The sequence below is a fragment of the Streptomyces sp. NPDC021749 genome (assembly GCF_040640655.1).
Taxonomy (GTDB): Bacteria; Actinomycetota; Actinomycetes; order Streptomycetales; family Streptomycetaceae; genus Streptomyces.
In genome coordinates, this window is record NZ_JBFACE010000022.1 from 69,001 (window position 1) to 95,208 (window position 26,208).

Consider the following 26,208-nt stretch of genomic DNA (forward strand, 5'->3'; position numbering starts at 1 on the left):
CGTTGCTGACCGTGGTTCGGTCAGCCCAGCGTGCGGGTGAAGTCGCCGCGCTGGACCCGCCTCGCGAGCGAGTCACCGTCGCCGCCCAGCAGTGAGCCGTACCCGGTGGCCGCCCAGACACTGTCCTCAGCGGGTATCTCGAAGTACGGGACCGGCCGGCCGTCCCGCCGGTCCGTGAGCACTTCCGGCGCGCGCCGGGTACGTACCGCACGCAGGCAGGTCTCGCAGGCGGCCACCCGCAGTTGCTCACGACGGCCCAGCGGCCGCCAGGGTATGCGGCGCACGGCAGGCCCGTGCAGCGGGTGGAAGAAACACAGCGGGAGGGGAAGCGGGGCCTTGGACAGTGCTGCCCGTCCCTCGGCGACCAGCGCGAACACCCCGGCCAGATCGACGACTCCGTGCGCCTGGTCCAGGACCGTACCGGCCGCCGCGTACGCATCGAGGGCCCGCTCGACGGCCGTTGGATCGCCCTGCGCGGCGCGTGCCTCCTCTCCCAGGCGCACCACCTCCTCGGTGGCCCGGTCACGCAGCCCGGCCTCGTCCGCCTGCCGGGCAGCGGCGAAGACCGACCGCGGCAGCGCGAACGGCGTGGTGAGATCACGTAGCCGCGAACGCCGGCGCAACAGCATCCCCGCGGCGGCCACCAGCAGTACCGGCCCGACGACCAGACTCAGCAACCGGACGAGCGGAGACCCACCGCTCCCCGTACGGGAGGCGGCATCCTTGCCCGTCGTCCCCTCGGCTCCGTCCGACGACGTGGGCTTCGGTGTGCCGAGGCTGGCCGTGGCCTTCTCGTACACCTTGTCGCCGTTGCCCGCTTTGATGATGCTGATCGCCCGGGCCACGCGCTTGGCGAGCCCCGCGCCCTTCATGTCGTCCTGGAAGAAGACCGCCGAGGCGGCGTGCATCGCCTGATGGGCGCCCGCGGGCCACTCGCGGGCGGCGATGTCGTCGGGCAGGTCCCCGAGCGTGATGAGGATGGACGGGCCGCTGCCCATCCGGTCGTGCACCACCTCGGCGAGCTGCTCGGGCTTACCGCCCCAGCTGTCACCCTCGACCAGGGGCACCAGCACGACACGAATCGGCAGCTTGGTCTCCTTGATCTGCGCGACCAGCTCCCGCTTCTGCGCCGCATCAACGGCCGTCGCCAGCGAGGGATCCACGTAGACGGGCGAACCCCGCAGCGCCTCAGCGATCTTCTTCCCCGGGCTGGCCGTGCCGTGGCCGGCAAGGCCAGCGCTGGCCGGCTCCACCCGCCCGGCGGCGCCAGCGGGCACGGACAAGGCGGGCACGGACATGGCGGGTGCGGCCGTGGCGGGCGCGGCTGAACCGTACAGGAGGGTGGCGGCTGCTATCCCGAGGGCAAGCGCGAGCGAGCGCGCGGGCCACAGCCGACGGGCGGCACGGGGCCTTGGCCCGGCGGCCGGGGTGCCTGGCCGCCCGGCCAGGGTGGAGCCGGTCCGCGCGGCTGGGGCGGTGCCGGGCCGTGTGGCTGGGGCGGTGCCGGTCCGTGCGGCCAAGGTGGTGCCGGGCGGGCTGATCGCAGCCCGTCGCTTGCCGACCTGGTCTGGTTGTCGACCGGTGCGGTCACGTCGTTGAGCGATTCCGTCGCGCTGTTGCGCGAGGCGGGCGCGTCGTAGGGAGGTCTGGTCCTCTCGTTGTGTCGCGCCGGTGGGGTCGCCAGGGTCAGTGCACACCGAAGTACTCCCGTACATCGCGGGTGAGTTGATCTATTTCGGCACCGTCGGCGAGCATGGCCAGCGGCTTGGGGAGGGTGGCATACGGGACGTACGCTCCGCGCCCGGTGCTCTCCTGGGAACGCAGCCGCAGTACGGCACCAGGCGTCACCCGGCACCCGTCGCACACCGGCAGCGACCGCCCCCGCCCCGTGGTGCCCGCGCGGGTCCTGCGGGCAGTGCCGCGAGCGCCGGCAGGACCGCGGGTGCCGCGAGAGCCGGCCGCGTCGGCGGTGCCTCCAGTGGTGCCGCTGGTGGTGATGCCGTTGGTGGTGGTGCCGGTGGTGGCGACACCCGGGCGGATCTGTCGTGTCTCGGTGCGCTTACGGGCGGCGCCGTGCAGCGGGTTGCGGTGGCAGACGTGGCGGGCCGCGGACGGCTCGGAGGGCTTGTCGATCATGGTGCGGCCCGCGCGGGCCAGCACGATGGCGCAGGCGAGGGCGGCCGGGGTGGCATCGGCGTCGATCCGGCCGTCGCTGTCACCGTCGACCAGCAACGCGGCTGCATCCAGGCACTCCCACGCCCGACGCTGGGTCTCCTCGGGCAGCGCAGCCATCGGGTTCGGCGCTGCCGTCGGTTCCGGCGTGGACGTTGGACTCGGGACTGATGTCGGTTCCGGGACTGACGTCGGTTCAGGGATGCACGTCGGTTCCAGTGTGGTGGTCCGTTCCAGCGCTGCGGTGAGGGCGTCGAGCTCCTGACGGGCGGTCCGCCGCAGCCACGCCAACGAAGGCCGCTCCGGAGCCTGTGGGCCGTGGGCGGCGGCAGCGGAGACGCCGTCCGACCCGTAGCGTCGACGCCGGGCCCGCACGATCACACGTATCGTTCCGCAACCGGCCGCCACCACCCCCGTGACCAGGAGCGCGGCGAAGATGCCGAGCACCAGGCCGGGACGGAAGTCCCCGGTGAACAGACCGGGCAGCGCCTGTTCCTCGACCGGATCGGCCGCGGGCGGCGGTTCGTAGGGCATGGTGTCCGACGTGGCGGTGCCCGACTTGGTGGTCGGGGCCTTGCCGAGGTACGTCAGCAACTGATCGAGACGACGGCCGAGCTCCGGGTCGGCGGACTCGGGGTACTCCAGATTGCGCGGCCGGTTCGTCAGATACGTCGGGTCCACGCGCGTGCCGTAGTTGACGACTTCGATTCCGCCCGCCGAGGGGTCGGCCAGCACGATCAGGACATTGCGGTGCAACCGGTCGTGCAGCGTCTTGACCAGCAGTTCCTTGCTGCCGTCGGACTCGTCGTCCGGACTGCTGGGTACGGCGGCGATCACTACTGGGATGCGCAGCGTCCGCAGTTTCGCGCGCAGACGGGCGCGCTCGGCGGCGTCCAGCGGGGGGCGGCTCTCGGGGTCGACGTACAACGGGTCGCGACGCAGTCCCCCGGCCACCCGGTCGATCCTCGCCCGCATATCGGCGGCGGTGGGACGCGAACCGTCCCCAGTGGTGGTGTCGTCGAAAACCTGCGAGGCGGTGAACGCGATCAGCCCGCCCAGTGCCACAGCCCCCATCACCAGCGGCAGCACTCCCACACGCCGCCCGTCCGGCCCCTCGACGCCCTTCTCCTTACGCGTCGTCGGCTTCCGACCGCCCGCCGCTTTCGCCGCGCTTACCGGGCTGCCCGCCGCCGCAGCGCGCCGTACCCGGCGACGCCGCACGGCGTACCGGGTGAGCAGCAGGGCCGTCAGTGGGATGCCGGTGACGGCGACGCCGGTCGCGAAGCTCTGATCCTTGCGGGTGGTCTGGTCGGTGTGCAGGGGAGGCAACTCATCCACCGAGCCGCCGTATTTGGCCTGTGCCGCCTCGGCGCGCTGGTGGGCATGACCGGAGGTCAGCACGTCAACGAAATGCCGGAACACCTCACGCGGAGTGGCGTCGTACGGCAGCTCGTACAGCGTCGCCCGACCCGCGTCCTCGGCGCCGGGGAGGCTCACGCCGTACGTCTGCACCGCGGCCAGACCTGTGGGGCTCAGCGTCACATACAGGCCCTTACGGCCCAGCCGGTCATGGACCCCGGCGAGCAGACCAGTGGCCTCGGCGCCGTACTGGGTGTCCGGCAGAACCATGACGTATGTCGGGACGCCCAGCCGCCGGGCCTCCTTGGCGAAGTCCGGCGCGGTCGAGCGGGGGACCGCGCGCGGGATCTGGTCGCTGATGAAGACCGGGTTCCTGCGCAACTGCCCGGCGAGATACGCGGTCTGCGTCGGGGCGTCGGTGCCGCTGGGCGCAGCCTGCACTCCACCGGCGCAGAACAGCACCGCCAACCACCCCATGACCAGCACAACTCCGGTGCGCAGCACCGCCCCCACCACCCCTCGTTCGTGTTGATGCCATGACGCTACCGCTCCTGCCCGCCGCCCGCTGAGCCCTGTGGATAACCTCACGACCAGCCCCGACTGCCGCGGTACGCCCTCGCGACCGCCGTGCCCCGTCTCCACCGGCGAGGTCGCCGGTGCTCCTGTCGACGGACCCGCTGTGTTGGGTTCTTCGCCGCGCCGACCATGCGTTTCCGTACGTATGCGGAGCCGGATCTGAGGGGGGAGGCGAGGAGGAGTCAGCCAGCCGGGGGCTGCCGTCCTCCTACGGCCGGTCCGTGGCGTGCGGCTAGCGGCAACACGGCGGTTGCTCCAGACCGCAGGGGTGTTGGCGGTTGGTTTTGCCTGTGACGACGTTGGCGGGTTGGTCTTGTCCGCGGGGCGTCGGCGGTTGACCTCGCTTGTGGCGACGGCGGGTTGCGGCGCACGGCGGCGACGGCGACGGGCTGGCCGTGGGCTTCCCCCGCCCCCTCCCCCTCTCCCCCTTCGGGGGAGGGGGCGGGGGGTGGGTTCGGGGGTGGGGGGATACGCGCGAGGCAACGAGCCTCAACCAGGCTGCGCCGACCAAGCGCCTCAACCATGCTGCGCCAACCAAGCGAGTCAGCCAGGCCGAGGGCCAGACGTCGGCCCCACCCGTCAGGCGCCCGGCCGGACCGACCCGTCAGGCGCCCGGCCGGACCGACCCGTCAGGCGCCCTGCCAGACCCGCTCAAACCCCCAGCCGGAGCGGTCAGCTGGCCGAAAGCGCGTGAGGGCGGCTAAAAGGCACACGTGGGCAACCAAGGGAAACCAAACGGCGCCTGCGGGAGACCGAAAGGGGCCGCGGGCGGGCGACCCAAAGGCGCGGGCCATACGGGATATACGCAGGACCCGCCTCACCCACCCACCCACCCACCCTCGCCCGCCCTCACCCCTTGCTCACCGCCGTGAGGATCTCCGGCAGGCGCTTGATGGTGCGGGGGGCCGCCATACGGAGGCCCAGTTCTGCTGCGCCGGTGCCGTAAACGGCGCCCAGAGGCAGCAGGATCCACAGGAGGTGGTGGAGGCCCGCGACGTGGAGCCAGATGGTGAGGCCCAGGAGAGGGGTGCACAGGACGGCGCCTATCAGGAAGCCGCCGAAAAGGCTGAACCAGGCGATCGAACCCTGGCCCGGGGCCACGTTCTTGTTGCTCTCCGAGGGGATCGAGTACGGGAAGATCGCGGACGTCAGTGCGCCGGTGCCGATCAGTGCGCCCAGCAGGGCCAGGGAGAGGCCGTACACCTGCGGGAAGTCGGACCACGGGCCGATGAAGGCCGCTGCGCCGACCGAGACCAGGGTGACGTACGGGACGGCCACCAGCGCGAGGGTGAACGCCCGGGCGCGCAGCTCCTGGTAGGCATCGCGCGGGGTGGCGATCGTGGAGGCGACCATCCAGAAGGCCGACGTGTCCTGGCCGAACTGGTTGTACATCTGCATGCCGAGCAGCGCAGGGGCCGAGAACGCGGTGTAGATGCTGCCGTTGCCCTGGATCGAGTAGACGACCGGGGCCAGCAGGCCGATGCCGAGGGCGGTCGCCCAGGACATCTTCGACTTGGGGTCGCGCCAGGCGTAGCGCAGCGTACGGAGCATGACCGGGCCCGTGCGGCCGCCGGGCAGCAGGCGGACGAGCCCGCGCTCACCGCTGCCGGACCGGCGGGCGCTGTCCTTCTCCACCGCCTGGAGGGTGGAGGAGTCGGGGGACGTCATCAGGGTGGTCAGCGAGCGCTGCCACCAGAAGAGGAGGAGGGCCAGGGCCCCCGCCGCGAGGGCTATGCCGGCCAGTGCGCGCCCGTAGGCGCCCTGACCGACGGCCTCGACCGCGCCGATCGCGGAGGCCGGCGGAAGCCAGCGCAGGACGTCCCCGAGGGGTTCCAGGACGGCCAGCCCGTCGGGGCTGCCGAGCTTCTGGACGGCGATGTTGATGCCCTGGGCGCCGAGCGCGATGAACAGGCCGCTCAGCACGGCGAGGTCACGGCCGCGGCGGCTGGTCAGCAGCCGCACCGACGCCGTGGCGATCGCGCGGGCCAGTGCCGCGCACACCAGCACCACCAGGACGACCGCGAGGACACCGACGAGGGCGGCGGCCGGCCCGTCCGCGAGGGCGATCACCGCGCCGGTCATCAGCGCCAGGGTGACGAACGGGCCGATGCCGATCAGGGACGCCACCAGGAGGGCGCCGATCAGCGGGCGTGGCCGTAGAGGCAGCATCACCAGACGGGTCGGGTCCAGCGTCTCGTCGCCTGTCGGGAAGAACAGGGGCATCACCGCCCAGCCGAGCGTGAGGATCCCGGTCAACAGCACGGCCAGCGCCCCGACATGGACGTTGCCGCGCAGCGCGATCAGCCCCAGCACCGCGCCGGCCGCGAACAGCAGCCCGACGATGACCGAGCTGACGTAGGCGGCGGTGCGCCCGGCCGACTGACGGAGTCCGTTGCGCAGCAGGGTCAGCTTCAGCCGTACGAAGACGGCGGTGAGGTTCGGTGCGGCGGGCGAGGGCGCGGCCACTGCGGTGGGTTCGGTGCTCATCGGGCGCCGCCACCGCCCAGCCAGTCCAGGCTCTGCCCGGCGGCGCGGTCATGGGCGCCGACCAGTTCGAGGAAGGCGTCCTGCAGCGTGGGTGCGGCGCCGCGGACCTCGGCGAGCGGGCCGTCCGCGCGGATCCGCCCGCCGGCCATCACCGCGACCCAGTCGCACAGCGACTCGACCAGCTCCATCACATGACTGGAGAAGATCACGGTCGCCCCGGAGGCGGTGTAGCGCTCCAGTACGCCGCGGATGGTCTGCGCGGACACCGGGTCGACGCCCTCGAAGGGCTCGTCGAGGAAGAGGATCTCGGGGTTGTGCAGCAGGGCCGCGGCGAGGCCGATCTTCTTGCGCATACCGGTGGAGTAGTCCACGACCAGTTTGTGCTGGGAGCCGGCGAGATCGAGGACGTCCAGCAGCTGGGCGGCCCGCTTGTCGACCTCGTCGCCCGGCAGGCCCCGCAAACGGCCCATGTAGGCGAGGAGTTCGCGTCCGGAGAGGCGCTCGAAGAGCCGCAGTCCCTCGGGCAGCACGCCGATCCGGGACTTGACCGCGACCGGGTCACCCCAGACGTCGTGCCCGCCGATCTCCACCACGCCCGAATCCGGGCGCAGCAGACCGGTCACCATGGAGAGGGTGGTGGTCTTGCCCGCGCCATTGGGGCCGACCAGCCCGATGAAGCGGCCGGAGGGGAGCTTCAGGTCGATGCCGTGGACGGCGACCTGCTCGCCGAACTTCTTCCACAGGCCCTGGACGCGGACGGCGGGCGGCCCGTCCGCGGCGCCGGCGGCCGCGGACGGCCCGCCCGGAGAAGCAGCCGATGTCTGCTCGGGCGGTGTCGCACCGGCCCGCACCTCGTTGTGTTCCGGCTCGTTGCCCACCGGTCCCGCCCTCCGACGTCCCCGCAGGAGCCCCCTCGACCCCCGTCCGCGTCCCACGATACGAGCGGCCACTGACAAGCCGTCGGGCAAAGGGCGCGCCGGGCAACGACCCGCGCGCCGCCGGGACGGGGTCGGGTCCCCCGGGCGGCCGATCGGGAGGATCGGGCGCGTCGGCGGGGCGGGCGCGGGTCGGGCGCGGGTCGGGCCGATCGGACGAGGCGGGTGGACCAGGCGGGGACCAGGCGGGGGGACCGGCTTTCACGCAGACTGGCGGTTCGCTGGTTCGGCATCCCCCCAGTGGTTCGGCTCTCCACCCCCGCTCCCCACCGCGTCCCCCCGTTTCCCCTCGGTCCCCGTTTCCCCTCGGTCCCCGTTTCCCCCGTTTCCCCACGCCCGCGGTTCACCGCCCCCGGGCCGCCACCGCGTCCCGGGCGCAGGCGTACGCCAGTGGGCTGATCAGTTCCTCCGCGTCCGGCAGCCAGCGGTTGCTGGCGGTGGGGCGGCGCGCCCACTGCACGCACCCGTGCGCCCCCACCCGGGTCGGTGGGGCGGCGATGTACTCGCCCTCGCCCCGGCAGATCAGGTCGAGCGCGGCCGGGGCCCAGCCCAGGCCCCGTACGAGATCGGGGACCTTCACTGCGGCGCCGGGGAGGACGAGGAAGAGCATCCGGCGGTCCGGGGTGCGGGTGACCGGCCCGAGCGTCAGCCCCATGCGCTCCATACGGGCCAGCGCCAGGCAGCCCGCCGTCTCGGACACGTCGAGGGCCTCGAAGGTCCGTCCCGTCGGCAGAAGGATCGACGCCCGGGGCTGCTTGCTCCACATACGGCGGACGGTGGTCGCGCTGCCGGATGCCAGGCCGGCCCAACCGGGCGCCATGGGGTGCGCACCGGGCACGGCGCAGTCGCCGGCGTCGCACGAGCAGCGCGGCGTCTCACCGTCGTGCTCCAGCCATGCGCCGGGGAACACGTCCCAGTGGCGTTCTTCGGCGTAACGCACCGCAGTTTCGAGCAGCTGCTCGCCGCGCTGCTTGGGGATCTGCGAGGCTCCTGTGACTCCGATGGTCTCTTCCACGCAGAGGACAACTCCCCGTGTCACCAAGGGTTACGGCCGAATGGGTGACCTCCCCGGCGCATCGTTCTCGCACGTGGGGCGCATGGGTGCACCGGTGGGGGCGCGTATGCGGGTCGGGCCCGGCGGGTGGGTAGCCACCTGCGTGACGGGCGGAGAGGCCGCCCGACGGCAGGCCGCGGTGCACCAGGGGAGCCCTGCACGGCGGCGCCGTTACCAGTGCACGGGCACCACCGCGCCATTCCCCACCAGCAGCACACGTCCCGTGAACCGACTTCATGAACGGACAAACGTGACCGAATCCCGTTCCCGGAATCCGTGACCGAACGCGTGACCGCGTCCCGTGGCCGCATCCTCCGGCCGAGGGCCGCGATCCCGGAAAGCGTCTTCGCAAAGCGTCTTCGTGAAGCGCCTTCGGAATGCGTCTTCGGGAAACGTCTTCGGAAACCGACTTCGTGCACGATCTCGGAGCAGGTCTCGTGAACCCGCGCTTCGCACGCAAGTGCCCAGGAGAGCGAGCAAATCGCACACCATCTGGCATCGGCCTGCAAAGCGCGTATCACTCAGATCCTTCCCAACATGCGTATCCCGGATCTCTCGGATATCCGGGATATCCGTGGGGAAGCGATCCCGGGGAACGGCGTTCCGTGGTGAACGCGCAGCAAACCAGGGGGTACAAGCATGGCCGCCAGGCCACTCGTCGCGCGGCAGCCCAATGAGCGGCTGCAGGCGCTGATTCAGGAAGCCGGGTGCTCCAACGCGGGGCTCGCCCGTCGCGTCAACATGTGCGGGGCGGAACACGGCCTCGACCTGCGCTACGACAAGACCTCGGTGGCCCGCTGGCTGCGTGGTCAGCAGCCGCGGGGCCGTGCCCCGGCCGTCATCGCCGAGGCGCTGGGCCGCAAACTGGGGCGCACGGTCACCATCGACGAGATCGGGATGGCCGACGGCAAGAACCTCGCGTCCGGGGTGGGGCTGCAGTTCTCGCCGACTGTCCTCGGGGCGATCGAGCAGGTCTGTGAGCTGTGGCGCAGCGATGTCGGGCGTCGTGACTTCCTCAGTGGCTCCACGGTGGCGGCCTCGGCGCTGGTCGAGCCCAGCCGCGACTGGCTGATCACCGGCGCCGACAGCCAGGTCGCACGCAACGCCGGTGCGCGGGTGGGGGTTTCGGACGTCCAGGCGGTACGGGCCATGACCACGGCACTCAGCGAGCTCGACCACCGTTTTGGCGCCGGACACGTGCGGCCCGTGGTGGTGCACTACCTCAACAGCGTGGTGTCGGGACTGCTCGCCGGTTCGTACCGGGAGGCCGTCGGGCGGGAACTCTTCGCAGCTGTCGCGCGTTTGACGGAACTGGGCGGCTACATGGCCGTCGACACCGGTCAGCCCGGTCTGGCGCAGCGCTACTACATCCAGGCGCTGCGGCTGGCGCAGGCGGCCGGCGACCGCGGCTACGGCGGCTACGTGCTCGCCGCCAGCATGAGCCACCTCGCCGCCTCGCTCGGCAACCCGCGGGAGATCGCCCAACTCGCCCGCGCCGCCCAGGAAGGCGCCCGCGGACACGTCACCCCACGCACCGAGGCGATGTTCTTCGCGGCCGAGGCGCGCGGGCACGCCCTGATGGGCGACGGCCGGGCCTTCCAGGCGGTGGCCGGGCAGGCGCTCGCCGCGATGGACCGTGCCGACACGGCCACCGAAGCGGGCGACGACCCGGTCTGGATCGCCCACTTCGACCAGGCGTATCTGGCCGATGAACTCGCGCACTGCCACCGGGACCTGGGCCAGCCCGGGCCCGCCGCCCAGCGGGCGACGGAGGCGCTCGACGGGCATCCGGAGGGCCGGGCGCGGCGCCGCGCCATCGGGCTGCTGCTGCTGGCCGGCGCGCAGGTACAGCAGCGCGAGGTCGAGCAGGCCTGCCATACGGGCGCACAGGCCGTGGAGCTGCTGAGCGGGCTGCGGTCGGACCGGGGCTCCGAGTATCTGGAGGACTTCCAGCTGCGTTTGGAGCCGTACCGGGACGAACCGGTAGTAAGGGAATTCAGTGCACGACTGGAACTACGGGCCGCGGCGGCGTGATCGACTCATGCTGCCGGCGCGGTCGGTACGGTGCGGCGACTGCTTTGCCGGAGCGCATCGGGTTCGCTGGATTGCATCGAGTTCATTGGGCGAAGTCCGGTTGGTTAGACAAAGTCGGGTTTGTTGGGCAACGTCGGGTTGCCGGATTGAGTCGGGTGTTCCTGGCTTGGTGACAGGTTCGTCGCCGTAGTTGTCGCCGGTTCGTCGTAGGGCACCGGGTGGGCCGTCGATCACGGCCCGCCCGGTGTGCACGCCGTCCCCGCCCGGTGCGCGGCAGGGCGGAAGGGGGCGGTGACCAGGGGGCGTGGTCGAACGTTGCTGCGACCCGGTAGCGTGCAGCCGACGATTCCGTAGGTCTGCACGTTGGTAGGAGTCACGGTGACGCAGAGCGGACAGGGTCACGACCCGCAGAATTCTGCGGCCGGTCCCGCGCGAGAGGGCATTGTGCTGCCCGCTAACGGTGAGCCGTACATCCCCGACCAGCAGGCCGCTCCGTCGGCGGGGCAGCCCTGGGGCCAGCCCTGGGGGCCCGGCCAGCAGGCCGCTCCCGCGCCGCAGAACGCTCCCGCCCCGCAGCCGTACGGGCAGGCACCCGCCCCGCAGCAGAACTACGGTCAGGCACCGGGACCGGGGCAGAACTCCGCCCAGGGGCCGGTGCAGAACTACGGCCAGGCGCCGTCGCAGGGCTACGGATATCCGCCGCCGCAGGATGCGGGCGCACCGGTTCCGGGAGTGCAGGCTCCGGGAGCGCAGGCCCCCCTGCCGCCCCAGCAGCCCGGCGGTCAGGGCTTTCCGCCGCCGCCCCAGGGACAGCCCCCGGTGCCGCCCGTGCCGCCGTCGGCGCCGCAGCAGGCGCCCGGCCAGCAGGCCGCCCCGCAGCCCGCAGCGCAGCCGTTCGGCCAGCAGCCCGCCCCGCAGCCCTGGGGGCAGCCCCAGGCTCAGCCCGGGCAGCCCCCGGCGTCCTCCGGTGAGCTGGTGCGGTCCGCTCCGCAGGCCGGTGCGCCGCTTCCGCCCGCTTCGGGTGACGCCGAGGCGACGACGGTGATCCCGCCGTACGACGCCCGGTCCAGTGGTCCCGGTGGGGCCGGTGGGGCCGCCCCGCTGCCTCCTGAGGCGATGTCCCGGCCGGAGTCGCCCGACGAGTCCACGACGATGCTCCGGGCCGTGAAGCCGGGCCAGGGCGGGCCGCAGGGGCACGCGCAGCCGATGCCGCAGGCCCAGCCGATGCCCGGTGCGGGCGGCGGGAGCGACTCCGAGGCCACCCAGCTCATCCCCCCGGTGGGCGCCGGTGTGCCCGCACCGCCTCCTGGCGCGCCGTTCGGCGTCCGCCCGGGCGCGCCCGGCGACCGCCCCACCCCCGCCGAGTTCGACGGCCTGTTCCGCGACGGGCCGGCGGCGCCCCCCGCGGGGGCGCCGGACGCCACCGCGCAGCTGCCCCGTTTCGAGGACCCGGGCCAGCCCCCGTACGGCGGCCAGGGCGGCCAGGGGTACGGCCAGCAGTTCGCGTCCGGCGGGCATGACGCGCAGGGCCCGTACGACCCGCAGGGCTCGTACGACGAGGACGGCGGCGGACGGGGCCGGCGGCTGGCCCCGCTCGCGATCGTCGGTGTCGTCATCGTGGCGCTGGCGGGTGCCGGCCTCGGTGTCGGCTGGGCGCTGAGCGGCGGCAGCGACGACACCGCGCAGAAGCAGGGCTCCAGCGGCAGCACCAAGGCGGCCAAGGAGTCGGAGTCGGAGGCACCGAAGGCCACCACGGACCCCGCCGAGGCCCAGGCGAAGGGGCTGGACGCCCTGTTGGCCGACAGCAACAACAGTCGTTCCTCCGTGATCGGCGCCGTCAACAACATCAAGTCGTGCAGCAACCTCGGCAACGCGGCGAAGGACCTGCGGGCCGCCGCCGGGCAGCGCAACGACCTGGTCAAGCGGCTGCAGCAGCTGCCGGTCGACAAGATCCCGGGCCACGAGCGGCTGACCGCGGCGCTCACCAAGGCGTGGCAGTCCTCGGCCGCCGCGGACAACCACTACGCGGCCTGGGCCGGCCAGGTGGGCGGCAAGAAGGGCTGCCACAAGGGCCGGGCCCGGGGCACCAGGCAGGCCGTGCAGGGCAACGCTGCCAGCGCCCAGGCGACCCAGGCCAAGAAGCAGGCGGCGCAGCTGTGGAACCCGCTCGCCCAGAAGTACAGCCTGACGGAACGCCGCCCGGAACAGCTCTGAGCGGCTCTGCGCGGCTCTGAGCGGCTCTGAGCCGCCAGGCGGCCAGGCGCATTCGGACGTCAACGGAACACTCCGAACCGCAACGGAAGGCTCCGGATGTCGCTGGGCAGCTCCGGACTTCGAGGGGCAGCTCCGGATGTCACCGGCCGGCTCCGGACGTTCACGGACAGCTGCGGACGTCGACGGGCAGCTCCGGACGTCAACGGGCAGGCCCGGGCCGCCGACTGCGCCGGGGCCAGGTTCCGAGGCCGAGCCTGGGCCCACCGGTCCCGGCGACGGCCCGGTCCCGGCGACGGGTCGGGCCCGGCGGCTCAGCCGTCGTCCGTGCGGCGGCGTTCCAGGGTCCGGGTGACGTTCACGAACCCGTCCTGGGCGGAGGCCAGTTCGCCGTTCCGCACCACCTGGTACGTCACCATGCCGTTCACGATGCGCGGGAAGTCCTGCACGGCGAGCATGTCGTCGTCGCGCCAGCGCAGCTTCGGGGTCAGGCCCCCGGTGTCGATGGCGCGCTCACCGCGGTCGAGGGTGGTCTGCAGGCCGTGCGAGGTGATCTCGGTCATGCCCGCGTCGTCGAGCTGCTCGATCAGTGAGCGCAGCACCGTATAGGCGATCCAGGTGGTCTGCACCCCTTGGTCGGCCGGATCGATGCGGTTGTCGTCGAAGGCGTAGTCGGTGATGACCTTCCGCATCGGCCGCCAACGGGGGTCGTCGGCCACCGGGTACCAGCCGGTGATGTCCGCGCCCTCCAGGGGGCCCGACGTGCCGCCCGAGCGGTTCACCAGCGCCTGGCCGACGCTGCCGAGGACGGATGCGACCCGCACCTTGGGGCTGTCCTCCTGGAGGCGCCGGAAGGCGTCGAAGAACGCGTCCGTGTGGTCGCCGAGGGAGGCGGCCACGCACGCTCCGGGTGCCTTGCCGCCGGCCTCGGCGGTCCCGTAGACGGCCGGATCGGCGCCCACTTCGTGCAGGGCCCGGTTCACCTGGGGCGAGTAGTCGGTGCCGTCCTCGGGCGCCTTGATGTCCTTGGCGGGGCGCCGACTGCCGCTCTGCAGGCCGGAGTCGAGCAGGGACGGCATCTGGTCGCCCTGGATGGTGTCCGGGCGGACCAGCGCGACGCGCTTGCAGTCGGCCGCCAGCTGGCGGCCGTTCCCGGCGAGCAGGGACGCCTGGCCGCCGTTCACCGGATACGACAGCGGGCTCTGGAACTCCTCGTCGGAGGCACCGTAGCCCCCGATGAACGGGATGCCCTTGACCTCCAGCGGGGACATGAACGAGCGGCCGAACTGGCTGTAGGAACCGACGACGGCGACCGCGCCCTCGTCCACCGCCCGTTGGGCGCACTGTGCGGCGGCCACCGAATCGTTGCGCTCGTTGCAGGTCAGCACCCGCAGTCGGTGGCCCCGGATGCCGCCGTGCGCGTTGACCGAGCGGGCATACGCCTGGGCCATGGCCGGCATTCCCGGCATATTGGTCGCCCGGGTGCCCTCCGGCGCCCAGGTCATGACCGTGACCGGCTCACGCTCCCCGGAATCCCCCGCTCCGGGGAGGGAGCCGCAGCCGGAGAGCAGCGACGCGACGGCCGCCGTACATGTCACCGCAGCGGCGATCGTGACCGCGGCAGCATGGGGCAACAAGGGGCGGGGGGAGGAGCGTCGCCGTCCGGTCATGGCACCGCAGCCTTCCGTCCTGCCCGGAACGCCCGAGTGACGAAAGAGCAACGGATGGTGACGTGGCGGTGAACTCCGGGGGGCCGTGCGAGATCGTTTGCGCAGAACGTACGATCGAATGCTGTGCAAGGTTCGGAGAAGTCTTCCCGTCGCGGCCGTCGCTCGACCACCATGGGCGGCATGCCACTCAACGACATGCCGTGGTGGCGCTGGCGCTGCAATGTGCGCTCCGCGCTGCACATGCTCTCCGACCCCGCGTTCCACCAGGAGACCTGGCTGGCCGGCCGGCCGGGATACGGGGACGTCACCGACGCCGTCTACCGGCTCGTCGAGGACACCTGGCTGGACAACTGGTCCGCCGACAAGTACGTCGGCACGATCTTCCGGGACGCCCAGGAGGCCCAGCTGGTCGACGTCGCCGTCCTGAGGGTGCTGCGCATCATGCACCAGGTCGGCGCGGACGCCCCGGTTACCGCCTACATGGCGCACGAGGGCTGGACGGAGGCCGTACAGGCGGCCCGTGCGGCCCATGTGCACATGGCGACGGCGGACGGCGAGGACCCCGATGCGCCGCCGCGCTCGCTGGAGGTGCTGGCCATCATGACGGGCGGCGCGGACGCCCCGGTCTGAGCTGCTCCGCAGGTATGGGAACCTATGAGGTCATGAGCGAGTCGCAGCCCACCCAGCCCGGTCGAAACGGTCGGAACGATCACGACAATCGGAACGCCCGGAACGATCAGTACGTCCTCACCCTGTCCTGCCCGGACAAGCAGGGGATCGTGCACGCGGTGTCCAGTTACCTCTTCATCACCGGCTGCAACATCGAGGACAGCCAGCAGTTCGGCGACCACGACACCGGGCTGTTCTTCATGCGCGTCCACTTCAGCGCGGACGCGTCGGTGAGCGTGGACAAGCTGCGGGCGAGCTTCGCGGCGGTGGGCGACTCCTTCGGCATGGACTGGCAGATCCACCGGGCCGACGAGAAGATGCGGGTCATCCTGATGGTGTCCAAGTTCGGGCACTGCCTCAACGACCTGCTCTTCCGCTCCCGGATCGGCGCGCTGCCGATCGAGATCGCGGCCGTGGTCTCCAACCACACGGACTTCGCGGAGCTGGTCGGCTCGTACGACATCCCGTTCCACCACATTCCGGTCACCCGCGACACCAAGGCGCAGGCCGAGACGAAGCTGCTGGAGCTGGTGCGGGCGGAGGGCGTCGAACTGGTGGTGCTCGCCCGTTACATGCAGGTGCTCTCCGACGATCTGTGCAAGGCGCTGTCCGGCCGGATCATCAACATCCACCACTCCTTCCTCCCGAGCTTCAAGGGCGCCAAGCCGTACCACCAGGCGCACGCCCGTGGCGTGAAGCTCATCGGCGCCACCGCGCACTACGTGACCGCCGACCTCGACGAGGGCCCGATCATCGAGCAGGAGGTCGAGCGGGTCGGCCACGAGGTCACCCCGGACCAGCTCGTGGCGATCGGCCGCGACGTCGAGTGCCAGGCCCTGGCGCGCGCCGTGAAGTGGCACAGCGAACGCCGCGTGCTCCTCAACGGCAGCCGGACGGTGGTTTTCGCCTGACGGCGGACCGCGGTTTTCGCGTAACGCCGGGCGGTGGGTTTCGCGTAACGCCGGGCGGTGGTTTTCGTGTAACGGCGGCGTTCGCGCCGCGGTCGTCTTTGCGCAACGCTCTCGTCTCGCGTAAGCGTAAGCGTAAGCGTAAGCGCAGGCGCGGGTGTAGGCGCAGGCGCGGGCCTTCCGGCGCGCGCCTCGGCGTATGCCTTCCGACGCGCGCCTTCGGTCTGTGCCTTCGGTCTGTGCCTTCCGGGGTGCGCCTGGCCCCCGGGGGGAGAGGCCCCCTGCGGGTTGCCGGCTCCTGGTCTTGGTTCGGGGGCGTCGGGGCGGGGTTGTCAGAGGCGGGACAGGGACGCGGTGGCGAAGAGGACCTCGCGGATGGCGTCGCGTTCGCCGTGTTGACCTGCGGCGGCGTCCTCGGGAGAGATGTGGCCGGCCGCCAGCTGGCAGAACTCGGCGCTGTCCAGGGCGATATGCGCAACGGTGTGCTCGGGCGTGCCCAGCGCGGCCGGTGAGTCCAGCGCTATGTACCAGTGGCCGCCGCCGTTGCCCTCGACCTCCAGATGGAGCGTACGGCCCGGGGCGCCGGCCTCGACCAGCCGCTGCGGCGGGGACGCCAGCCCGGCCCGGCGGCGGTCGGCCAGTGCGCTGGGCAGCAAGCGGGCGGCGAGGTCGACCATGCGGTTCAGATGCGCGGCGGCCGGGGCCTCGTACGGATAATCCACCGCCTCCGCGATGTCGCCGGCGTGCACCCAGCACTCGAAGGCCCGGTCCAGGAACGCGTCGCGCAGTGCGAGTCGGAAGTCGCCGTAGGGAACGGCGAGTTGGGCGACCTTGTCGCCGGCGAACGACGCCTGTCTCATCAGGGCGTAGCTCTGCTCGCGCCACGGCTCATGGGTGGCGAGCGGGCTCTCCGTGCCGCTGCGGCCGCGCCACACCGTCTCGGTGCGGATCAGCGGGTCCGGGGTGCCCGGCGGGGCTGCCGTACCGAGCGGGTCGGGGAGCCCGAGCGCCGTCGCGACCAGGCCGTCCACCGCCATCAGGTGCCCTATGACCCCGGCGACCGTGGTCTGCCGTTCCACTGGGCGTTCGTCCTCGAACCAGCGCAGCCGCACCGGGGCGCGCCACTCCGCCTCGCCCATGTCGCGCAGCAGGGCGTCCAGTTTTGCGGTCTCCGCGTCGTACGGCGCTGCCCACTCGGGCACCGGGATACGCGCCGGGCGGCGGCCCAGGCAGCCCTCCAGTACCCGGGAGCGCAGCAGCGGGTCGAGGTCGAGGCTGTCGGCGGGGTGCAACAGGCCGACCGCGTCGCGCAGTCGCACCGCCTCGTCGGCGCAGGAGGCGCAGTCGGTCAGGTGCGCCTCGACGGCGGCGGTCTCCTCGGCGGAGCAGGCCGACAGTGCCCAGGCGCCGAGCAGCGACTTCAGGACGCGGTGCGGCGGGGCGGGCGCCGGGCCCGGGGGCGGGGTGGGCGCGGCGACAGGGTCGGTCATGGGCTCGGCTTCCGGGGCGCGCGAGGAGTGTGCGCGCGGGGTGTTTGCGCGCGGTGGTACCACGGGCGGGGCTTCGGTGTCCGCCGCATCGCTCGCATTGCCCATATCGCCCGTACTGTCCGCATTGTGCGTGTTGCCTGTGCTGCGCGTGTTGCTTGCGCTGCCCGGGCTGCCCGCATCGTCAACCGGTTCGGCGGAGGGGGCGCCGGACGGGTCGTCGTACGGATCGTCGGACGGGTCGTCGTACGGATCGGCAGCCGGTTCGGCAGTCGGATCGGCAGTCGGATCGGCATCCAGATCGCCGGACGACCCGCCGGACGACTCGCCGGACGGGTCGCCGGACGGGTCGCTGGGCGGGTCGGCTTCCGGGTCATGGAGCGGGACGGGTGGTACGGGCGTGAGGGAGGGCGCGGGCGGTACGAAGGGTTCGGGCGGTGGGGGAGGGGTGGGGGTGGCGTCGGGGAGCGGGCCGCGGTCCTCGGCGGCGGGGCGCGGTGCCGGTATCCACGGCCGTTCACCGGGGCCGCTGGGGCGCCCGGTGCCGTCCCACTCGTCCGGGCCGTTCACAGTGCCCGTCCGGGGCCCTGGCCGGGCGGGGCGGCGGTGCCGGGGCCGGAGGATGCGTAGGCCGAGCGGCGGGTGGGCGGCAGGGCGGTGGCGTTGTGGGCGGTGGACAGCAGTTGCAGGCCCAGGCGCAGCCGGCGTCGGGCCTCGTCCTCCGTGACGCCGAGGTCGGCGGCGGTCTGGCGGTAGTCGCGGCGCTGGAAGTACGCCAGCTCCAGGGCTGCCCGCAGGGGTGCGGGCATGGACGTGACGATGTAGTCGGCGCGGGCGGCGGTGGATGCCTCACGGATCTTCTGCTCCATCTCGGCCTGCGCCGGGGCGTCCGCACCGCCGTCGCGGGCGCAGGCGGCCTCCGTCTGGCGCAGCCGCTGGACGGCCTGGTGGCGGGTGAGGCCGGCGATCCAGGAGCGCAGCGGTCCCTGCTTGGGGTCGTAGGAATCCGGGTGTTCCCAGATGGCGGCGAAGACCTCGCGGGTGATGCGGTCGGCGGCGTCCTCGTCCTCCAGGACGCGGTAGGCGAGGCTGTGCACGAGCGAGGCGAAGCGGTCGTAGAGCTCGCCGAGCGCGGCCGCCTCGCCGCGGGCGAGCCGCTGCTGCATCCGCCTGTCCCAGCGGGGTGGCGCGTCGTGTCCCATCGGACCCCCATCTCTGCCCGTCGCCTGCGGGCTCACACCTCAGCCGTCACTCCTGCGCACCGTCGCTCCTGCGCATCTGCACACCCTCAGCCCGAGGCTGTGGGCGCGATCACGGAAATCGTCGTGCCTCGAATGTAATGCGCGGGTCTGACAACAGACGCTCCTTTGCGGCAAATCGAACCTTGAGGGGGACGCGGATGGTAGGGGCCTGACGGCCCGGGCCCGGCCGGGGGGAGTGTCCTGGGAACGGCTCGGGAGGCGCCCGGGAGTGCCCGCGAAGCGCCCCGGAAGCGCCGTGCAGCACTCGGGAGGCACTCGGAAAGCGCTCGGGAAGCGCGCGTAAGCGGCGGCCGGGCGCTCGAAGTTGAACGTTGCTGATCTTTCATGGATGTTTGAGATGATGTGTTATCCGGGCGTGACCAGAGGTGGGCGGAAAGTTGCCGGCCCTGGGGCATAGCCTTGGGTGTGAACGGCCTGTTACGCCCCACGGCTGCCGTCGGGAACCATGATGAGTTTCAGGACATCGAGGCCGGGCAGTCGAGCCGGGGAAGGATGGGTTCCGGATGTAACCGGGCGTATCCGGTCCGAAAGCGAGCGAAAGGCTTCGAGCGCGTGTCGTTGAAGGTGGCAGAGGACGCACAGGGCCCCTGGGCCGTACTCCAGGTTTCCGGTGAGATGGACCTGGTCACGTCGCCTGCCGTGCGCCAGCACGTGCACGATGCGGTGGCGGACGGCCGGAGATCGCTGGTCCTCGACCTCTCCGAGGTCCGCTTCTGCGACTCCAGCGGGGTCGGTGTGCTGATCGCCGCCCGTCGGCTGATGCGCTCGTGCCAGGGCCGGCTCCGACTGATCCTGCCCGCCCAGGGTGCCGTCGACGGCTCGCACGTCAACCGGGTGCTGGCCGCACTCGGCGTCCGCCGGCTCTTCGAGGTCTACCCGGACCTCTCCACCGCCGTCGACGAGGCCGCCGCACCGCTCTCCGCCTGACGCCCCAAGCGCCCGAGGAACTCCAGGCAACCAGCCTCCCAAGGACCCCCAGCGCCCAAGCGCCCCAAGCACCCAAGCGCCCCGAGCGGTGCCGCCCGCCACCCGGTCCGCCGCGCTCCCGTCCGCCCGCAGCGGCCCGTCCTTCGCCCGCCCGGCCGCTGCCCCGTCTCGCGGGCTCACGCCGCCCCCGACGCGCTCACCCCGGATTCAACCCGCCTTCAACCCGCCCTCAAGCCGCCTTCACCCCGCCCCGTACGGAAACTCCGCCCGTACCACGAAGCCGCCGTCGGAGGTGTGGCGGGCCTCCAGCGTGCCGCCCAGGCTTTGGGCGCGCTCGCGCAGTCCCACCAGGCCGTGGCCGCCACCGGGCAGTGCCGGGGCGGTTGCCGTCGCGTCCGGCGGGCCGTTGCGTATTTCCACCCGCAGTCCCGGACCGGCCTCCCCGCCGACCTCGTCCGAGGGATCGACCCGGACCCGCACCTGCGCCCCCGGCGCGTGCTTGCGGACGTTGGTGAGCGCCTCCTGGACCGTGCGGAAGGCGGCCCGCTCCACGGTCTTCGCCCCACCCGCACCACCCGGCCCGCCCGCACTGGCCACCACGCCGCCCTCGTACGTCACGTCCAGCGCGCTCATCTCGATCAGTCGCGGCAGCTCCTCCAGATCGGGCTGCGGCGCCAGTCCGCTCGCCTCCTCGCCGTCGCCGTCCCCGCCGTCCGCCCGCAGTACCCCCACCATGTGCCGCAGCTCCTCCAGCGTCCGTACGGACAGTTCGCGGATCGTCCGGGCGCCGGCCCGCGCCGCCTCGTCCTCCGTACTGACCTGCACCGCCCCCGCCTGCAGACTGATCAGGCTCACCTGGTGGGCCACCACGTCGTGCATCTCCCGGGCGAGCCGGGCCCGTTCGGTGGTCTTGACCCGGTCCGCGAGCAGCCGGTCCTCTCGGCGCAGGCTGCGGGTCAGGTCCTCGACACGGGAGGCCAGTTCGCGGCGGGTACGCACCAGCAGCCCCAGCGCGATCGGCGCGGCCGAGGTGACGCAGGCGTCGATCAGCACCAGCGTGTTCTCGCGGTACGCGGTGAGTTCGAAGTCGGAGATCGGGTACGGCAGGAAGTGCGCGGCGATCAGCAGCACCGCGCAGATCCCCAGCCGCCTCCGGCCGGGGCGCCGGGCCGCCAGGGTGTAGAGCCCGATCATCGGGGCGAACCAGATGTAGCCGATGTAGAGGCCGGGCAGCGTCACGAGGAAGACCAGCAGCGGGAAGCGCCGGCGCAGCAGCAGGGCGGTCGCGGCGACCACCGAGACGCCCAGTTCCAGGGCGAGTTCCAGGCCGTTGACCAGCACCGCGTCGGCGATGGCCAGCAGTACCGGCACGACCACGGGCGCGATCCGGCGCAGCCGCCGTCCCCAGGTCCCGGCCGCGAACGCCCGCCACCGGGCCGCCCCGCGTGCGAGCAGGCGCCCGCCGACGGACCTCACCAGGCCCCCCGGGGAGCCCCGGACACCAGGCCCGCGCGGTCGGCGACGATGGCCGCCTGGATGCGGTTGATGCCGCCCAATTTGCCCAGTACCGCGCGGACATGGTCCTTGACCGTACTGGGCGCCAGCCCCATCCGCCCGGCTATCTGGGCGTTGCCCAGCCCCTCGCCGAGCAGGGCGAGCACCTGCGCCTCCCGCGGTGTCAGCCCGCTGACCGCGCGGGCGGCCGCCGCCTGGTCCTCGGCCGTCAGATAACCGCCGATCACCGCCCGGGTCACGCCCGGATCCAGCACACTGCCGCCGGCCGCCAGCGTCCGTACGGCCCGCACCAGCTGCTCGGGATCCGAGTCCTTCAGCAGGAAGCCGGCGGCGCCCTCGCGCAGCGCAGCGGTCAGGTACTCCTGGGCGTCGAAGGTGGTCAGCATCGCCACCGCCGGCGGTTCCGGCGCGGCGCGCAACTGCCGCAGCACGGTGAGCCCGTCCACGTCCGGCATCCGGATGTCGAGCAGCACCACCTCGGCCGCACAGCGCAGCACGGTCTCCACGGCCTCGGCGCCACCGCAGTCCGCGACCATCTCGATGTCCGGGGCGGTCCCCAGGATCATCCGGAGCCCGGATCTGACCAGCCGTTCGTCGTCCACCACAGCGACACGGATCACCGGCCGCCCCTTTCTGCCTTCTGCTGGTTCACACCCGTTCGAGCCCGCGGAACCGCCCGGCGCTGCGCGACTCCGTCCCTCTGCCCCGGTCCCCGCCCTGCGACGGATCCGGACCCCCGCCGAGCGGCGGGGGTGAGCCCGGGACCTCGGGAGGATGCCATGCGGGCCCCCTCACGGGCAGAGTGGTCCACATGCTGCACCACTGAAGAGGCCACAAGCCCAGTACGCGTTGCAGTTCACATCGGCGGCCGCCGCGACCCCCACACGCGGCGGCCGCTGTATGGCGTTGCGGGGGCGGTTCGGAGGGGGATCTCCCCCGCACCGCCAGAAGCCCGCCCCTGACGCCCCTGCCGGCCCCTGACGCCCTTGACGGCTCTGACGGACCTGACGTCCCGTTCGGGAACTCCTTGCGAGCATTCGGCCCCGAAGCCCCGAAGCCCCGTCACCCCGTCGACGCCGGCGCCCTTACGGGAACGCCTACGGAACCTCTACGGAACACCTACGGAACCCCTTACCGGAACCCCGTAACCGCCGTGCCGCCTACGAGCGACCCGCCCCCGCCGTCCGGAGGCCCTCCGTCCGCAGCCCGCCGTACGGGCCGAAGCCGCGGCCGGTCGCCAGCACCACCACCGACGTCATCGCGGCTAAGCCGTACGCCGTGGTCGCCATCGACAGCGTGCCCTCGGTGGTCTCGAAGGACCGGTTGAAGAAGTCCGTCACGGTCAGCCACACCACCGTCCGCACCGTCAGATACAGCTCGACCGCCGCGAACACCAGCAGCGCGCCCCGTACGTCGTGCCGTCCCCGGAAGGCCAGCACCCCGAGGACCAGCAGCGCGGCCACCGAACCGACGGTGGTGAACTCGATGGACGACTCCAGGTCGAGCGTGCCGTGCACCGACCCGTCCACCACCCCGCGCAGATAGCCCACCACGTCCGTCCCGCCGGCCGTCAGATCGCGCCCGGTCCAGCCCAGCCGCGCCAGGCCCATCAGCAGGAACAGCACCCCGCAGATCCGCGAGGTGCGGCGCCACGCCGGGTCCGGTTCCGCGGCCCGCGGCCCCGCCCCGGCCCTCCGCCGTTCCGTGGCGGGGAACATCACGGCCAGCACGACCAGCGCCACCACCAGCCCCAGCACCCGGGTGGCCAGCGTCCAGCCGCCCAGCGGGTCGTTGCGGTACTGGTCGCGGTACGTGGTGTCGAAGAGGCCCACGGCCTCGCGCAGCGACAGCGCGAGCAGCAGGCAGCCGGAGAGCAGGGCCGCGGAGCGGGCCACCCGGCGCTGGGCCAGCGCCAGACCCGCGACCGCGAGGAACGCCACCGTGAGGGACCACTCGTACGGGCCGAGGACCTGGAGGACGGGGGAGGCGCCCGGGTTGAACAGGCCCTCCAGGAAGTCCCCCAGGGTCCCGTCGGACTGGACGATGCCGTAGCAGGTCCAGGCGGCCAGCGTGCCGCCGTAGAGCGCCAGGCACAGTGCGGTGGTGAGGTAGGCGCCGCTGTGCTCGGGAGCGGCGCGGCCGGGGTCGGTGCCCGGTCGGACGTCCACCGTTCCGCCGTCCTGCATCATGCTGACCGACCCCCGTTCCGCGTGTCGCAGCTTCCGTACCGGCCGTTCCCGTACGGCAGCCTCACTGTGTCAAGGACGGTGGGAGAGCCGGTGGAGGTTCCACCCCGTGTGTCGTGCGGGCCGGTTGGTGTGTTCAGCGCACTTGTCGTGCGGTGGCCGCGATGAAGTCCCGGATGCCCTGGCGGGTGGCGGACCGCACGGCGTCGAAGGACTCCCGGTCGCGGACCCGGTGAAGTTCGGTCACCGCGTCCATCACCTGCTCGGTGCGGTCCAGCACTCCCGGGTCCTCGGTCACCATCTGCGCCCGGAACATGGCCTCTTGGGCCGTATAGCGGGTCTTGTACACCTCCTCGCGCAGCTCCGGACTGTCCTCGTCGCAGCGCTCCTCCTCGTGCAGCACGAACCAGCGGTGGACGAGCACCCGGCGGTAGTCCAGCAGCGCCCCCGCGTAGGCGCAGTACGCGTCGATCCGCTCCTGGCGCAGCCGCTCCGCGCGGGCGACGTGCTCGCTGCGGGCGGCCGCCCGGCTCTGGAAGAGGTGGGTGACGCCGGAACCCAGCAGGGTGCCGATGACGGCCACGATGCTTGCAACGAGTGCCTCCATGACGGAAGTTGACCACACCGTGCGGCCCGGCGGGCGGCCGCGGACCGGTCCGGCGGGCGGTCGCCGCAGGTCAGTGGCGGGGCGGACGGATGCCGCCGCCGTGGCGGGGAGCCGCCCCCGCCGGGCGGGCGGCGGTGCGGCAAGATAGGGGGGCATGGGGATCTTCGGGGGCGAGGGCAGGCTGATCGGCGGTCGGTACCGCCTGGGCATACGGCTGGGCCGCGGCGGTATGGGTACGGTCTGGCGGGCCACCGACGAACTGCTGGGCCGCCAAGTGGCCGTCAAGGAACTGCACTTGGACGAGGCGACCGCCGAACCCGAGGCGCGTGTGCAGCGCGAGCGGGCGATGCGCGAGGCGCGTACGGTCGCCCGGATCAAGCACCCGAACGTGATCGTCGTGCACGACGTCGTCGAGCAGGACGGCCGGCCGTGGATCGTGATGGAGCTGGTCGAGGGCCCGTCGCTGGCCGACCGGCTGCAGAGCGGCGGCCCGGTCGCGCCGCGCGAGGCGGCCCGGATCGGCGTGGCGCTGCTGGGCGCGCTGCGCGCGGCGCACGCCGGCGGAGTGCTGCACCGCGACCTCAAACCGGCCAACGTCCTGATGGAGTCCGGCACCGGCCGGGTCGTGCTCACGGACTTCGGCATCGCCCAGGTCCCCGGCGTCACCACGCTGACCGACGCCGGCGGCTTCGTCGGCTCGCCGGAGTACACCGCGCCGGAACGGATGTCCGGCCGGCAGGCCGGCCCCGAGGCCGACCTCTGGTCGCTGGGTGTGCTGCTGTGTGCCGCGCTCAACGGGGAGTCGCCGTTCCGCCGCGACTCGCTGGGCGGGGTGCTGCACGCCGTCGTGTACGACGAGATCGAACTCCCCGAGTCGGCCCGTCCGTTGCGGGCCGTGCTCGGCGGCCTGCTGGAGCGCGACCCGGACCGCCGGATGGGGCTGACGGAGACGGAACAGCTGCTGCGCGGCTACCTTCAGTCGGGCCGCGCCCCGGAGCGCGGAGCGGCCGGCCCGGCCGTCCCCGGCACACCGGCGGCCCCCGGGACGCCGTTTCCGGGTCCGCAGGCCGCGGGTACGCCGTTCCCCGCTACCCCGGCCCTCGGTGCGCCGGGCGGCCCCGGTGCCGACACCCCGCCGCACGGCCGCCCCGCCGGCGGCCCGCCCGGGGCGCCGCTGCCCGGTGGCCACCCGCCCGCCGAGGACCCCCTGGCCGCCGCCCCCGCACCCATGGGCCACCCCTCCGCAGGACCCGCGCTCGGGCGGCCCGGCGGGCGGGTCCCGGGCCTGCCGATCCGCGAGGCCCTCGACGAGCGGGCGCTGGCGGCGGCCGCCCGCCCGCACACCGGCCGCACCCGTACGGCGCTGCTGATCGCGCTCGCCGTCGTGGTGATCGGGGGCGCCGGTGCCGGTATCACGGCCCTGCTGATGCAGCAGGGCGGCACCGACGACACCGCCGCCCGGGGCGGCCGCCCCGGCCGCTCCCAGCAGGCCTCGCACGCCGGACCGGCGAAGAACGCCCGGCCCGGCACGCCCCGCCCCACGGGCACCGTCACCTCCGCGCCCTCCCCGGGCGCCACCGGCGGGATCCCGGACGGCTACCACCTCGTGAAGGACCCGGTCGGCTTCGCGCTCGCCGTACCGGTGGGCTTCACCCGTTCCTACGAGCACGACCGGGTCTACTACTACTCGCAGGGCAAGCGGTTCCGGATCGGCGTCCAGCTGCAGAAGCCGGTGCCGGAGGGGCCGATCGGGGCGATGCGCACCGCGGACACCGAGGGCCCGGCGAACTACCGCGGCTACCGGTCGGGCCAGGTCACCGAGACCACCCACAACGGACTCCAGGCCGGCCTCTGGGAGTTCGTCTGGGACGGCAGCGCGGCGGACGGCGGCTCGCGGTACACCTACGACCTCAGCTGGGACGAGAACGGCCGGATGATCGACGTGTGGATCTCCTCGCCGCTCGGCTCGCGCACCGAGGCCAAACGTCACTTCGACACCGCCCTCGACGCCTTCCGGCTGACCGGGACGTGACGGCCGAAGATCCGCCCCGGGGCCGCCGGGCCCCCGGTCGTCCCTGACCAGAGCCCTTACGGCCAGCGGACACTGGCATGATGGTGGGCAGCGGGTGAAAACCCGTTACTGCCGGGT

18 protein-coding genes are annotated in these 26,208 nt (G+C 72.8%); 6 read left to right on the top strand and 12 right to left on the bottom strand.

Annotated elements, in window-relative coordinates:
• Positions 1-20: 20 nt before the first annotated feature.
• From AB0G35_RS22060 to AB0G35_RS22080, 5 genes are all read right to left on the bottom strand, one after another.
• On the bottom strand, positions 21-1,277 hold the full coding sequence (locus tag AB0G35_RS22060; protein ID WP_360952054.1) for a hypothetical protein: 1,257 nt from the start codon (positions 1,275-1,277) through the stop codon (positions 21-23).
• Between the two features lie 409 nt (positions 1,278-1,686).
• A complete protein-coding gene (locus AB0G35_RS22065) occupies positions 1,687-4,044 on the bottom strand; it encodes a hypothetical protein (protein ID WP_360951913.1) in 2,358 nt (785 codons plus the stop codon).
• 912 nt (positions 4,045-4,956) lie between these two features.
• The gene (locus AB0G35_RS22070; protein ID WP_360951916.1) at positions 4,957-6,594 is read right to left on the bottom strand and encodes a transporter; all 1,638 of its coding nucleotides are present in this window, start codon (positions 6,592-6,594) and stop codon (positions 4,957-4,959) included.
• Positions 6,591-7,337 carry an ABC transporter ATP-binding protein gene (locus tag AB0G35_RS22075; RefSeq protein ID WP_360952057.1) on the bottom strand — a complete coding sequence of 249 codons (747 nt, stop codon included), beginning with the start codon at positions 7,335-7,337 and terminating at the stop codon, positions 6,591-6,593. The genes AB0G35_RS22070 and AB0G35_RS22075 overlap by 4 nt, the downstream gene beginning before the upstream one ends.
• Positions 7,338-7,872: 535 nt before the next feature.
• Positions 7,873-8,544, bottom strand: coding sequence for a bifunctional DNA primase/polymerase (locus AB0G35_RS22080; protein ID WP_360951919.1), 672 nt, complete (start codon positions 8,542-8,544; stop codon positions 7,873-7,875).
• Between the two features lie 678 nt (positions 8,545-9,222).
• Between AB0G35_RS22080 and AB0G35_RS22085 the strand changes: the two genes are divergently transcribed.
• Positions 9,223-10,617, top strand: coding sequence for a transcriptional regulator (locus AB0G35_RS22085; protein WP_360951922.1), 1,395 nt, complete (start codon positions 9,223-9,225; stop codon positions 10,615-10,617).
• Positions 10,618-11,061: 444 nt separating this feature from the next.
• Positions 11,062-12,831: a hypothetical protein gene (locus tag AB0G35_RS22090; protein WP_360951925.1), complete on the top strand. Its 1,770-nt coding sequence runs from the start codon at positions 11,062-11,064 to the stop codon at positions 12,829-12,831.
• A 311-nt stretch (positions 12,832-13,142) separates the two neighbouring features.
• Here the strand turns inward: AB0G35_RS22090 and AB0G35_RS22095 are convergent, their stop codons facing one another.
• Entirely contained in the window at positions 13,143-14,498 is a 1,356-nt protein-coding gene (locus tag AB0G35_RS22095) for an ABC transporter substrate-binding protein (protein WP_360951928.1), read from the bottom strand.
• Between the two features lie 171 nt (positions 14,499-14,669).
• Here AB0G35_RS22095 and AB0G35_RS22100 point away from each other — a divergent pair, with 171 nt between their 5' ends.
• On the top strand, positions 14,670-15,128 hold the full coding sequence (locus AB0G35_RS22100) for a hypothetical protein (protein WP_360951931.1): 459 nt from the start codon (positions 14,670-14,672) through the stop codon (positions 15,126-15,128).
• A 32-nt stretch (positions 15,129-15,160) separates the two neighbouring features.
• Positions 15,161-16,078, top strand: coding sequence for a formyltetrahydrofolate deformylase (gene purU, locus AB0G35_RS22105; RefSeq protein WP_360951933.1), 918 nt, complete (start codon positions 15,161-15,163; stop codon positions 16,076-16,078).
• A gap of 329 nt (positions 16,079-16,407) precedes the next feature.
• Here the strand turns inward: purU and AB0G35_RS22110 are convergent, their stop codons facing one another.
• Both AB0G35_RS22110 and AB0G35_RS22115 read right to left on the bottom strand, forming a co-directional pair.
• Positions 16,408-17,670, bottom strand: a complete 1,263-nt coding sequence (locus tag AB0G35_RS22110; RefSeq protein ID WP_360952060.1) for a zf-HC2 domain-containing protein — start codon at positions 17,668-17,670, stop codon at positions 16,408-16,410.
• A gap of 458 nt (positions 17,671-18,128) precedes the next feature.
• Positions 18,129-18,764 carry a sigma-70 family RNA polymerase sigma factor gene (locus AB0G35_RS22115; RefSeq protein WP_360951936.1) on the bottom strand — a complete coding sequence of 212 codons (636 nt, stop codon included), beginning with the start codon at positions 18,762-18,764 and terminating at the stop codon, positions 18,129-18,131.
• A 612-nt stretch (positions 18,765-19,376) separates the two neighbouring features.
• On the opposite strand from AB0G35_RS22115, the gene AB0G35_RS22120 reads away from it, so the two are divergent.
• Positions 19,377-19,751 (top strand): STAS domain-containing protein, encoded by a 375-nt coding sequence (locus AB0G35_RS22120; RefSeq protein ID WP_030415409.1) that lies wholly within the window; start codon positions 19,377-19,379, stop codon positions 19,749-19,751.
• A gap of 240 nt (positions 19,752-19,991) precedes the next feature.
• Here the strand turns inward: AB0G35_RS22120 and AB0G35_RS22125 are convergent, their stop codons facing one another.
• The 4 genes from AB0G35_RS22125 to AB0G35_RS22140 form a co-directional block, all read right to left on the bottom strand.
• Positions 19,992-21,206, bottom strand: a complete 1,215-nt coding sequence (locus AB0G35_RS22125; RefSeq protein ID WP_360952063.1) for a histidine kinase — start codon at positions 21,204-21,206, stop codon at positions 19,992-19,994.
• A 17-nt stretch (positions 21,207-21,223) separates the two neighbouring features.
• Complete coding sequence (locus AB0G35_RS22130) at positions 21,224-21,886, bottom strand: response regulator transcription factor (protein ID WP_360951940.1); 663 nt, start codon at positions 21,884-21,886, stop codon at positions 21,224-21,226.
• A 540-nt stretch (positions 21,887-22,426) separates the two neighbouring features.
• Positions 22,427-23,434: a hypothetical protein gene (locus AB0G35_RS22135; RefSeq protein WP_360951943.1), complete on the bottom strand. Its 1,008-nt coding sequence runs from the start codon at positions 23,432-23,434 to the stop codon at positions 22,427-22,429.
• A 154-nt stretch (positions 23,435-23,588) separates the two neighbouring features.
• On the bottom strand, positions 23,589-24,059 hold the full coding sequence (locus tag AB0G35_RS22140) for a hypothetical protein (RefSeq protein WP_360951946.1): 471 nt from the start codon (positions 24,057-24,059) through the stop codon (positions 23,589-23,591).
• 154 nt (positions 24,060-24,213) lie between these two features.
• Between AB0G35_RS22140 and AB0G35_RS22145 the strand changes: the two genes are divergently transcribed.
• The gene (locus AB0G35_RS22145) at positions 24,214-26,091 is read left to right on the top strand and encodes a protein kinase (protein ID WP_360951949.1); all 1,878 of its coding nucleotides are present in this window, start codon (positions 24,214-24,216) and stop codon (positions 26,089-26,091) included.
• Positions 26,092-26,208: the final 117 nt, after the last annotated feature.